We start from the raw sequence: 11,319 nt of genomic DNA, 5'->3' as shown, positions 1-11,319 counted from the left end.
GGGTGCGGGGAGCGGCGCGGGAGCGGCTTCGACTACCCTGCACCCCATGGCCATGATGAACCTCGCTATCGACATCGGACCGCTCAAGCCCGATCTCGCCCCCCTCGTCCTGGGGCTGGTGCTCTTCTTCCTCGTCTTCGCGGTGATCGCGAAGGGGATCCTCCCCCGGATCAACAAGGTCCTCGCCGAGCGCGAGCAGGCCACCGAGGGGCGCTTCGGCGAGGCCGAGGAGACGCGTTCCGAGGCGGAGCGGGTCCACGCCGAGTACCAGGAGCTGCTCGCCGAGGCCCGGCACGAGGCCGCGCGGCTGCGTCAGGAGGCGGTCGAGCAGGGCAACGCGATCATCGCCGAGCTGCGGACCGAGGGCCAGCGCCAGCGCGACGAGATCGTCTCGGCCGGCCACGCCATGATCGACGCGGAGCGCGCGGTGGCCGAGGCCCAGCTGCGCGAGCAGGTCGGCGTGCTGGCCACGGAGCTGGCGGGCAAGATCGTCGGCGAGTCGGTCGAGGACTACGCACGGCAGAGCGGCATCGTGGACCGCTTCCTCGAGGAGCTCCGCACGGCGCAGCCGGCGGACGCCGTCGAGGACAAGCGCGGCTGACGAACGGCAGCGTTTTTCGGGCCTGGCGCCCGCGCCCCCTCGGGGGTGCGGGCGCCTTTGTCATGTGCGGCCGCCTGCTCCGTCGCGTCGTTGTCAGTGGGCGGGTGTTTACTCTCCGTAGCGGATCGTCAGAGCCCGGCGGAGGTCGTCGAGCCGGTCCGTGAGCTGACGGCGCAGTGCGGGGGTGGGCCCGGTGCCCTCCAGACAGCGCTCGCCCAGGCGCAGGGTCTCGTGGTCCACGAGGGGTCGGGGGAAGCCGTGGTTGCCCGCGGAGTTGGCGAGGGCGGTGCCGCGCCGGGCGGCGAGTGCCGTGACGGCCGGGTAGTAGCGGTCGCGGTAGGGCAGGACGAGGGCGAGCTGTTCGGGCTGCCAGAAGCCCTGGGCGGTGGCGGTCCACAGGTAGGCGGAGAGGGAGTCGTCCTCGTACAGGGCGTGCCAGGCGGCCTGTTTGGCGGCGGCGTCGGGCAGGGCGGCGCGGCAGCGCGCGGCGCCCTGCTGTCCGGTGGCGCCGGGATCGGCGGCGAGTTCGGCGTCGATGTCGGCGGGCGTCGTGGCGCCGAGCACGGCGAGGCGGGCCAGGATCCGCCAGCGCAGCCCGGGATCGAGGGCGGGGCCTCCGGGGACGGTGCCGGCACGGAGCCAGTCGTGCAGGGGCGCGGCGTCGGTGGTGCTGTCGACGAGGGCGCGCACGGCGGTGAGGCGCGGTCCGGGGGCGGTGCCGTCCTCGGTGCGGCGCAGGATGTCGTGGCAGGTCTCCCGGAGGCCGGCGAGGGCGGCGTCGCGCTCCTCCGCGGGGAGGTAGAGGTCGGCGATCTGGGTCCGGGCAAAGGTGAGGACGCCTTGGACGACGGCGTTGTCCCGTTCGTGCGGGAGGTGGGCGCGGGTGGCCTCCAGGTGGGCGGCGGGGGCGAGTTCGCCGTCGCGGACCATGTCGCGGGCGGCGTTCCAGACGACCGCGCGGGCGAGCGGGCCGGGGATGCCGGAGAGGGTGCGGAGGGCGGTGCCGAGGGAGTCGGGGTCGAGGCGGACCTTGGCGTAGGTGAGGTCGCCGTCGTTGAGGAGGGCGAGGGCGGGGCGCGGTCCGGGGCCGGTGAGCGCCTCGCCGGGGACGTCGGTGGTGGTCCGCTCGCGCAGGACGAGCCGGTCGGGTGCGGCGGGGTCGGGGTCGTAGAGGCCGACGGCGAGGTGGTGCGGGCGGGCGCCTTCGTGGTCGATGTCCAGGTGCCAGCGGCCGTCCTCGGTGGCCCGGATCCGGGGGGTGAGGGTGTCGACGCCGGTGGTGCGCAGCCAGCGGTCGGCCCAGGCGTGGACGTCGCGGTCGGAGGCCCGGTCGAGGGAGTCCATGAAGTCGTCGAGGCCGGCGTTGCCGAACCGGTGCCGGGTGAAGTGGTCGTTGATGCCGGCGAGGAAGTCCTTCTCGCCGAGCCAGGCGACGAGTTGGCGCAGGGCGCTGGCGCCCTTGGCGTAGGAGATGCCGTCGAAGTTGAGCAGGGCGGCGCCGGTGTCGTGGACGGCGCCGGGTGCGGGGGCCACGGGGTGGGTGGTGGCGCGCTGGTCGGCGTCGTAGCCCCATGTCTTGCGGCTGATGCCGAATTCGGTCCAGGTGCCCTTGAAGTGGGTGGCGTCGGTGAGGACTTGGTATCCCATGTATTCCGCGAAGGACTCGTTGAGCCAGATGTCGTCCCACCACCGGAGGGTGACGAGGTTGCCGAACCACATGTGGGCCATTTCGTGGGCCATGGTGGTGGCCCGGTCCTGGCGTTCGGTGTCGGTGGCGGCCGAGCGGAAGACGAGTTCGTCGCGGAAGGTGACCAGGCCGGGGTTCTCCATGGCGCCGAAGTTGAATTCGGGGACGAACGCCTGGTCGTAGGAGTCGAAGGGGTAGGGCTCGTCGAAGATTTCGTGGAAGCGGTCGAAGCAGCGGCGGGTGATGTCGAGGAGTTCGTCCGCGTCGGCGTCCAGGTGGGGCGCGAGGGAGCGCCTGCAGTGCAGGGCGAAGGGCAGTCCGGCGTGTTCGGTGCGCACGGTGTGCCAGGGGCCGGCGGCGAAGGCGACGAGGTAGGTGCTCAGGGGCGGGGTCGCGGGCAGGTGCCAGCGGCCGTCGGCGGGCGGCCCCACGGGGGTGGCGACGGTGTTGCCGAGCACGGTCCAGCCGGGCGGCGCGGTGACGGTCGCGGTGAACTCGGCCTTGAGGTCGGGCTGGTCGAAGGCGGCGAAGACGCGTTGGACGTCCTCCAGGAACAGCTGGGTGTAGAGGTACGTCTCGCCGTCGGCGGGATCGGTGAAGCGGTGCATGCCCTCGCCGGTGCGGGAGTAGGCCATGCCGGCCTCGACGCGCAGCTCGTGCTCGCCGGGGGTCAGCGCGGGGAGGGGCAGCCGGTTGTCGTCGAGGGTGGCGACGTCGAGCGGCCGTCCGTCGAGGGTGGCGTCGAGCAGGGTCTTGGGGCGGACGTCGACGAAGGTGTCGCCGCCCGGTTCGCGGGCGGTGAAGCGGATGACCGTGGTGGAGCGGAAGTGTTCCTCGCCGTGAGTGAGGTCGAGGTCGACGGAGTAGCTGTGGACGTCGAGCAGGTCTGCTCTGGCCTGGGCTTCGGCGCGTGTGAGGACGGGCATGGGGGCATGCTGCCGCACCGTGTATGCGGCTCGGCAAGCGGGTTTTCCCCGGTCCCGCCCTTACACCGTTTCTCCCGGGGCCGTGCCCCTCTGCCCGGCAAGGCGGCTGCGCCGCGTTCGTCCTCAAGCGCCGGGCGGGCTGATTCGGCCCGTCCGGGGGGCGCCCGCTCCGGGGGACTGAAGGACCGCGCCCGAAGGGCGCTTCGGTGGGCCAGGGGGCGGAGCCCCCGGCGGGGTGCGGGGGCGGAGCCCCGCCCACCCGCGCGGAGCGCGGGCCCCCGGCGGTGGCGCGGGGGCGCGGCCCCTGTGGAAACGGTGAAAGGGCGGGGCGGGGAGCGATCCCCCTACGCCCGGGCGATCGTCTCGTGGTGCCGGATGACCTCGGCGATGATGAAGTTCAGGAACTTCTCCGCGAAGGCGGGGTCCAGCTTCGCGTTCTCCGCCAGATCCCGCAGCCGCTCGATCTGCCGCGCCTCGCGCGCCGGATCCGCGGGCGGCATCTTGTGCTCGGCCTTGAGGAGGCCGACCTGCTGGGTGCACTTGAAGCGTTCGGCGAGCATGTGGATCACGGCGGCATCGATGTTGTCGATGCTGTCGCGCAGCCGGGAGAGCTCGGCGAGCGCCTCGGGGTCGGGGAGGTCGGTGCTGTCGTTCATGGTGTCCGAGCCTATGCGCAAGCGGCGTCCCCCGCAGACGGAGCGGTCACGGCCGGCGGCCCCGGTGACGGCGGCGGGCGTCCTGGGCGACGATGTCCGCGGCCGTGCCGCGCGGGCGCGTGCCGGGAGGGCGGGTGGGGTCCGTGCCGCAGTTCACCGCCGACGACGACGGGTTCCGGATCGACGGCCGCCCGGTGCGGCTGCTGTCGGGCGCCCTGCACTACTTCCGGGTGCACGAGGGCCTTTGGGCCCACCGCCTGGGCATGCTGCGCGCGATGGGGCTCAACTGCGTGGAGACGTACGTGCCGTGGAACCGGCACGAGCCCGCCGAGGGCGCGGTGCGCGGCCTGGACGAGCTGGGCCGGTTCCTGGACGCGGCGGCCACGGCGGGGCTGCTCGCGATCGTCCGTCCGGGGCCGTACATCTGCGCGGAGTGGGAGAACGGGGGGCTGCCGCACTGGCTGACGGGGCGGCTGGGCCGCCGGGTGCGCACCCGCGACCCGGAGTTCCTGAGGGCGGCGGACGGCTGGCTGAGAGCGGTCGCGGACGAGGTCGTGGGCCGGCAGGCGGACCGGGGCGGCCCGGTGGTCCTGGTCCAGGTGGAGAACGAGTACGGCTCGTACGGCTCCGACGGGGCGTACCTGCGGCACCTGGTGCGGCGGCTGCGCGCGTCGGGGGTGACCGTCCCGCTGGTGACCTCCGACGGCCCGGAGGACCACATGCTGTCCGGCGGGACGGTGCCGGGGGCGATCGCGACGGTGAACTTCGGCTCGGACGCGCGCGGGGCGTTCGCCACGCTGCGCCGCCACCGGCCGCGCGGGCCGCTGATGTGCATGGAGCTGTGGTGCGGCTGGTTCTCGCACTGGGGCGGCGAGGCGGCGGCGCGGGACGCCGGCACGGCGGCGGAGGTGCTGCGGGAGGTCCTGGAGTGCGGGGCCTCGGTGAACGTCTACATGGCGCACGGCGGGACGAGCTTCGGCGGCTGGTCGGGGGCCAACCGTGCCGGGGAGGAGCATTCGGGGGCGCTCCGCCCGACGGTGACGTCGTACGACTACGACGCGCCGGTCGACGAGTACGGGCGGCCCACGGCCAAGTTCCACGCCTTCCGCGACGTGCTGGCCGGGTACGCGACGGGCCCGCTGCCCCCGGTGCCGCCCGCTCCCCCGGTCCTGGGGGCCCCGGTGCGGGTGCCGCTCGACCGGTGGGCGCCGCTGGGCGAGGTGATAGACGCGCTGGGCGGGGCGGAGGCGGAGGGGCCGCTGCCGCCGTCGTTCGAGGAGCTCGGGGTGGACCGGGGCGTGGTCCGCTACCGCTTCGCCCTGCGGGGTCCGCGCGGGCCGCGCCCACTGCGGGTGCGGGGGCTGCGCGACCGGGCGGTGGCATACGTGGACGGCGTGCGCGCGGCCGTGCTCGACACCGAGGAGGGGCTCGTCGGCGAGGTGGCGGGCCCGGCGGAGGTGGAGCTGTGGGTGGAGTCGCTGGGCCGGGTCAACTACGGCCCGCGGCTGGGCGAGACGAAGGGGCTCACGGGCGGGCTCACGCACGGCGGCGCGTATGTGCACGGGGTCCGGGCACGCGGTCTGCGGCTGGCGGCGCTGGAGGGCGCGGACGCGCTCGCCACGGTGCCCTGGCGGGCCGTCGCCGGCAGCGGGCCGGGCCTGTACCGGGGTTCCTGCCGGGTGCCGGAGCCGGGCGATGCGGCGCTCGAACTTCCGGGCTGGGAGAGGGGGTTCGTCTGGATCAACGGATTCTGTCCGGGACGTTACTGGTCGGCCGGACCGCAGGACACGCTGTACGTCCCCGGGCCGGTGCTGCGCGAGGGGCGGAACGAGCTGGTGGTACTGGAGTTGGAGCGGGCGGGCGAGCCATTGGCGCGACTGGACGGGGACGTCCGGTGAGAGGCGTCCCCGGGTCCGCGTCCCGCTGGTCACCGGCCGATGACGGTGACCGACGGACGGAACCCCGTTGGGAGGGTTGTTCCCTAGATCGTGCGACGTGAAGCCGTCCGGATGGAACCAAACGGCGGCGCTTCTCCCCAGGTTCTCCACGTTCCACCCGCACCTCCCCCGCCCGGGCGGGCGGCGGACGACCGGAGAGGCAGCCGCGCATGGCGGCACGGTGCGATCCGGGCCCACGAGCGGCCGACGCGGGGCGGGTCGCGGGTCCGGCCCGCCCCGCCTCTCGGCCGCTTCCGCGCCGGGGCGATGCTGCGCGCCGGCGTGGCCGTGATGCTGCTGTCCTCCGCCGCCCTGTGCGCGGCCGCCGTGGCCGACGTGCTGAGCCTCCCCCTCGCGCTCGGCCTGCTCTACGTGGTCTTCGCCGCCATCTGCCTGGTGACTGTCAACGCCGCCCCGCTCGCGCTCGGCCGCGTCCCCGGGGCCGCCGGCACCGGGTCCGCGGTCCTCGGCACCCTGCGGAGCGTCCTGAGCGCCGCGGCCGCGCCCCTGGTCGGCCTGGGCGGCGAGACACGGCCGTCCCGATGTTCGTCTGCATGACGGCCTTCGCCGGCCTCGCCGGCCTCACGCTGCGCATGGCCGAGGCACCCGCGGCCGCTACGGCTGCACGCGCGTGGCGTCCCCCGCCCCGCCCCGCCGTTCCACCGGGAACACCGCCGTCACCAGCCAGCCGCCCTCCGGTGCCGGCCCCGCCCGCAGCCGTCCGCCCATGGCCTTGGCGCGTTCCGAGAGGCCGACCAGGCCGAAACCGCCGCCGCGCGCCTGGTCGGTGAGGGCGGCCGGGCGGCGCCCGTCGTCGGCGATGCGCAGCTCGACGCCCTCGGGGACGCCGCGGACGCCGATGCGCACGGCGGTGGCGTCCGCGGCGTGCTTGCGGATGTTGGTCAGGGCCTCGCGGACGACGCGGTGGACGGCGGCGGCGACGTCACCGGGCAGCCAGGCCTCCATGCCCTGCTCGATGTAGAGGGCGACGGGCGGCCCGGTACGGGCGAACTCCTCGGTGAGGGCCCGCACCTCGGGCAGGCCGGCGACCGGTTCCGTCTCGGGCTCGGCGCCCTCGCGCAGCACGCCGACCAGGCGGCGCATCGCGCCGAGCGCCTCCCCCGCGCAGCTCTCGATGCGCTCGAACGCCCGCCCGGCCGCCTCGCCCTCCAGCGAGGTGAAGCGCGCGGCCTGGGCCTGCACGGCGATGCCGGTGATGTGGTGGGCGACCAGGTCGTGCAGTTCGCGGGCGAGTTCGAGCCGTTCGGCGGTGCGGACCGCGGCCATGTCCCGCACCCGCTGCACCGCCTGTCCGCGCAGCATCAGCGAGTAGGCGCCCACGACGACGGTCAGCACACTGAACACCGCGGTGAACCGGCCCGGGGCGAGGTCGCGCATCGGCGCGGCGACCGCCGCCAGGGCGAGCGCCGGCCCGAGGACGACCGCGACGCGGGCGGTGGAACGCTGGACGACGGCGGTCAGCAGGACGAGCAGCGCCACGTCCTCCCCCATGCCCCAGACGGCGCCGGGGTGCCGCCCGGCCATCAGGACGGCGGAGGTGGTCCCGGAGACGGCCACGGCGAAGCCGGCCCGCACCTCCAGCGGGATCCAGCCGTAGGGCACGGCGCACAGGCAGACCACGACGCCCGAGGCGAGCACGATGGCGTGCGGCGGGCTGGGCTGCCGGGCCAGCACCAGCCCCTCGAAGCCGACCAGCGCGAGCAGGACGAGGGCGAACGCGGCCTTGGCGGCGACGCGGCGGGGACGCCGGGCACTGCGCCCGGCCCGTCTGCTCACGGGCCGCCCGCGGTCATCAGGGACCGTCCATGGTCGTCACGGCACCCGCGGCCATCAGGGACCGCCCGCGGTCATCACGGACCGCCCGTGGCCAGCCCGCTCTCCCAGGCCCAGGCGGCGATCTCGACGCGGTTGCGGGCGTCGAGCTTCATCTGCACGTTGGCCAGGTGGGTCTTGACCGTGGACAGGGAGACGAACAGTTCGGCGGCGATCTCGGCGTTGGTGGAGCCCCGCGCCAGGCACCGCACGACGTCCGCCTCGCGCTCGGTGAGCGGTTCCGAGGGGGACTTGACGGCCGGGGCCGTGCCGCCGCCGGCTGGGGCCAGGTCGCGCAGCAGCCGGACGGTGATGGCGGGCGAGATCAGGGAGTCGCCGACGGCGGCGGCGTGCACGGCCTCCACGAGCATGGCGGGGCTGGCGTCCTTCAGCAGGAACCCGGAGGCGCCGTTGCGCAGCGCCGAGTGGACGTACTCGTCGAGGTCGAAGGTGGTGACGATGACGATCCGGGGGCGGCCGCCGCGCTCCGGCTCGGCGGCGGCGAGGCCGGACAGCCGGCGGGTGACCTCCAGGCCGTCGAGCTTGGGCATGCGGATGTCGAGGAGCAGGACGTCGGGCCGGTGCTCCTCGACGGCGGCCAGCGCGGCCTCGCCGTCCACGACGTCGGCGACGACGTCGATGTCGGGCTGGCTCTCCAGGATCATCCGGAAGCCGGTGCGGACCATCTCCTGGTCGTCCGCGATGACCACGGTGATCGCCATGTCGTCCCCTCCGCGGGGTGGCCGGTACGAGTGGTTCCGCCGGGTGTCCGGGCGTCCCTCCATGTCACCGGGGGCGTCCCGGCGCCGCAACAGCAGGGCGGCGGGCGGAGTGCCGGCCCATCGGACGCGCCCTAGCCGGCCGCCCGTCCCGCGGCACGGCGCCGCCCGAGGAGCCGTACGCCGTACGCGCCGCCGCCGACGGCCAGCAGGGCGGCGGCGCCCGCGACGAGCGGCCCGCCCACGTCGCGGTGGCCCTTGACCGTCTGCCCGGCCTGGACCATGCGCCGTACGGGGTTGCTCGCCGCCTCGCGGTGCCTGCCCGGGTGCTCGGCCTGGTGCTTGGCCACTCCCGCCGCTCCCGCCGCCCCCGCCGGCGCGGCCGGGCGCGACACGCCGCCGCGGTGCTCCCCGTGGGTGACGGACGGCTGCTGCCGGGCGGTCTTCGCGGAACGGTCCTTCGCCACGGCGCCGGCCGGGTGGTCCTGGGGGCGCTGCCGCACGGTAACGCCGTGGAGGGGCGCCTCCCGGACGCGTTCGTGGACGCGCTCGTGGCGGACCTCGGGCCGGTGCCCGCCCGGGTGGTCCCGGTGCCCGCTCTCCGCGGCGTGTGCGCCGGTCACCGGCGCGAGCACCGCGCCCGCGGCGGCGAGGAGGGTGACGGCGGCGGTGCGGGTCCTGGCGGGCACGTCGGGTGCCTTTCTGTCGGTCGTCCGGTGGTGCGGCGCGACGCCGCTGGTCCTGCGCCGCGGCTTCCGGACGTCCTCGCCGTCGGGGCCGCCACGGGCACGTGCATCACGTTACGGGTCTTCGCGCCGCGCACACCTCGACTGTCCGACCATTCGTCCCTCGGCCGAAAGGATGACGGCGGCCCGTCCGCGTACTGCCGCGGTCGCACGGACGGGCCGCCACCCGGCGGGACCGCCGGAAGTCCGGCCGGGGGCCGTTCGGGACCGGACGGGGTCAGCCGCCCAGGCTCGCGGCGCCCGCCGCGATGTCCTTCGCGAAGGTGCTCACCTTGGTGTAGACGCCGGGGTAGTGCGGCCGGGCGCAGCCCGTGCCCCAGCTGACGATGCCGACCTGGATCCAGGCGCCGGAGTCGTCCTTGCGGAACATCGGCCCGCCGGAGTCGCCCTGGCAGGTGTCCACGCCGCCGGTGTCCAGGAAGCCGGCGCAGATCTCCTCGGCGGGTATGGTGCCGCCGCCGTACGCCGAGTTACAGGTGGCGTCGTCCACGTACGGCACGTCGGCCTTGAGCAGGTAGCGCTGCTGCGCCCCGCCCTCCTTGTCGGCGCCCCAGCCGGCGACGGTGAACGTGCCGGAGTTGTAGGCGGTGGTGTCGGCGGTCTTGAGGGTGGGCAGGTCGACGGGCTTGGCGAGCTTGATCAGCGCCCAGTCCTTGCCGGAGCCGTCGTAGCCGGGGGCCTGGAGGACCCGGGTGGAGTTGACCTTGACCGCCTGGGAGGAGTTGAGGTCGACGACGCCCGCGGTGGCGGTGATCGAGGTGTTGGGTCCGCTGCCGTTCACGCAGTGCGCGGCGGTGAGGACGATCTGTTTGGTGTAGAGGGCTCCGCCGCAGCCCATGGAGAGGCGGACCATCCAGGGGAACTCGCCCTGCTGGGCGGGGACGCCGCCGACGACGTAGGGGCCGGGTTCTTTCGCCGGGGCGGCCTGGGCGCCGCCCGGCTGAAGGCTGAAGGCGGCGAGCGCCACCGCGCCGACCGCGAGGCATCTCTTCGCTGCCGTGGTGTGGATGCGCAAGGGACGTCCTTTCGTGGGAGGTTGGGCGCTTTCGCCAGGTTCATGACAAGGCACACGACGGTCGCCGATGCGTGTGTCACACAGTGACCCGGGTGGGCGCGCTGCGAGTATCGGAGCGCGCGGTTCCCGCGACAAGGACGGTTCCGGCCAGTACGTACGGACCGTTCGGTCGGGAGGGCCGGGCCCGTAGAGTGGAAGGGGCGGGGCTCCGGGCCCCGGAACGGGGCGGTGGTGGCCGGTGGGCACGGACGTCGAGATCCTGCACGGGTTCCCGCACCTGACGACGGTGCACCGCGCGGTCACCGCCCTGTACCGGCGCCTCTCCGCGGCCGGCGTGCGGGACTTCGTCCTGAGCGTCCCCCCGGCGGACGTCGCCTTCTCCGACGACGAGGACCCCTACCTCGGCGTGCAGCGCGTCGCCGGCGCGATCGTGCGGCACCTGCGGCTGCCGGACGCGCGGATGATCGTCACCTTCCACGGGATGCGGCACGCGGGCAGCGTCGAACTCGCCGCCGGGCCCGAGTACTTCGTCGAGCTCAACACGCGCTTCAAGGAACACCGCCGGGACATCGGGGCGGCCCTCGCCCACGAGGTCACCCACGTCTTCCTGCACCGGCTCGGGCTCGCCTTCACCGGCACCCGCGACAACGAGATCCTCACCGACACGGTGTCCGCGTACCTCGGGGCTGGGTGGCTGCTGCTCGACGCGTACCGGGAGGACGCGCTCACCACGCAGAAGCTCGGCTACCTCACGCCGGAGGAGTTCGGCTACGTCCTCGCCCTGCGGGCACGGGCCTTCGGGGAGGACCCCGCGCCGTGGTTCACCAGCCCGCGGGCGTACGACGCGTACGCCGCCGGGGCGCGGCGGGCCCGGAACGAGGAGCGGCGGGCGCCGCTGGCGGGGGCGGGGCGGCTGGGACGGCACCGGTACGCGCGGGACCGGCGGGCGGGGGTGTCGTCGGCGCCCGCCGCCTACGTTTTCGAGGGCGACCCGCAGCGGGTCCGTTTCCCGTGCCCGACGTGCCGGCAGTGGCTTCGGGTGGGGTGCGTGGGGCGGGTGCGGGTGCGGTGCGGTGTGTGCGGGGGTGTCGCGGAGTGCGACACGTGAGGGATTGCTCCCCGCCCCGCCCTTTCACCGTTTCTCGCGCGCTCCGCGCGGAGGCAACGCGGCTGCGCCGCCCGCCCTTTCACCGTTTCTC

At 74.8% G+C, this 11,319-nt stretch carries 10 protein-coding genes; 4 read left to right on the top strand and 6 right to left on the bottom strand.

Going from position 1 to position 11,319, the window contains the following annotated elements:
- The first annotated feature begins 46 nt into the window (after positions 1–46).
- Positions 47–601 (top strand): F0F1 ATP synthase subunit B, encoded by a 555-nt coding sequence (locus I5Q34_RS18940; protein WP_199893516.1) that lies wholly within the window; start codon positions 47–49, stop codon positions 599–601.
- A gap of 108 nt (positions 602–709) precedes the next feature.
- On the opposite strand, the gene pepN is transcribed toward I5Q34_RS18940, so the two are convergent.
- Both pepN and I5Q34_RS18930 read right to left on the bottom strand, forming a co-directional pair.
- Entirely contained in the window at positions 710–3,214 is a 2,505-nt protein-coding gene (gene pepN, locus I5Q34_RS18935; protein WP_199893515.1) for an aminopeptidase N, read from the bottom strand.
- 344 nt (positions 3,215–3,558) lie between these two features.
- Entirely contained in the window at positions 3,559–3,870 is a 312-nt protein-coding gene (locus tag I5Q34_RS18930; RefSeq protein WP_199893514.1) for a chorismate mutase, read from the bottom strand.
- A gap of 143 nt (positions 3,871–4,013) precedes the next feature.
- On the opposite strand from I5Q34_RS18930, the gene I5Q34_RS18925 reads away from it, so the two are divergent.
- Both I5Q34_RS18925 and I5Q34_RS18920 read left to right on the top strand, forming a co-directional pair.
- Positions 4,014–5,768, top strand: coding sequence for a beta-galactosidase family protein (locus I5Q34_RS18925; protein ID WP_199893513.1), 1,755 nt, complete (start codon positions 4,014–4,016; stop codon positions 5,766–5,768).
- A 306-nt stretch (positions 5,769–6,074) separates the two neighbouring features.
- Positions 6,075–6,365, top strand: a complete 291-nt coding sequence (locus I5Q34_RS18920; protein WP_199893512.1) for a hypothetical protein — start codon at positions 6,075–6,077, stop codon at positions 6,363–6,365.
- A gap of 57 nt (positions 6,366–6,422) precedes the next feature.
- On the opposite strand, the gene I5Q34_RS18915 is transcribed toward I5Q34_RS18920, so the two are convergent.
- From I5Q34_RS18915 to I5Q34_RS18900, 4 genes are all read right to left on the bottom strand, one after another.
- Complete coding sequence (locus I5Q34_RS18915) at positions 6,423–7,604, bottom strand: sensor histidine kinase (RefSeq protein WP_199893511.1); 1,182 nt, start codon at positions 7,602–7,604, stop codon at positions 6,423–6,425.
- Between the two features lie 74 nt (positions 7,605–7,678).
- Positions 7,679–8,362 carry a response regulator transcription factor gene (locus I5Q34_RS18910; protein ID WP_199893510.1) on the bottom strand — a complete coding sequence of 228 codons (684 nt, stop codon included), beginning with the start codon at positions 8,360–8,362 and terminating at the stop codon, positions 7,679–7,681.
- Between the two features lie 131 nt (positions 8,363–8,493).
- Complete coding sequence (locus I5Q34_RS18905; RefSeq protein WP_199893509.1) at positions 8,494–9,048, bottom strand: hypothetical protein; 555 nt, start codon at positions 9,046–9,048, stop codon at positions 8,494–8,496.
- Positions 9,049–9,322: 274 nt separating this feature from the next.
- The gene (locus I5Q34_RS18900) at positions 9,323–10,120 is read right to left on the bottom strand and encodes a serine protease (RefSeq protein WP_199893508.1); all 798 of its coding nucleotides are present in this window, start codon (positions 10,118–10,120) and stop codon (positions 9,323–9,325) included.
- A gap of 238 nt (positions 10,121–10,358) precedes the next feature.
- Here I5Q34_RS18900 and I5Q34_RS18895 point away from each other — a divergent pair, with 238 nt between their 5' ends.
- On the top strand, positions 10,359–11,228 hold the full coding sequence (locus I5Q34_RS18895) for a hypothetical protein (RefSeq protein WP_199893507.1): 870 nt from the start codon (positions 10,359–10,361) through the stop codon (positions 11,226–11,228).
- Positions 11,229–11,319 lie beyond the last annotated feature (91 nt).

This window comes from Streptomyces sp. AV19 (assembly GCF_015999245.1).
Taxonomy (GTDB): Bacteria; Actinomycetota; Actinomycetes; order Streptomycetales; family Streptomycetaceae; genus Streptomyces.
The sequence above is the reverse complement of the archived record's forward strand: the minus strand, read 5'-3'. Positions and strand labels throughout refer to the sequence as shown.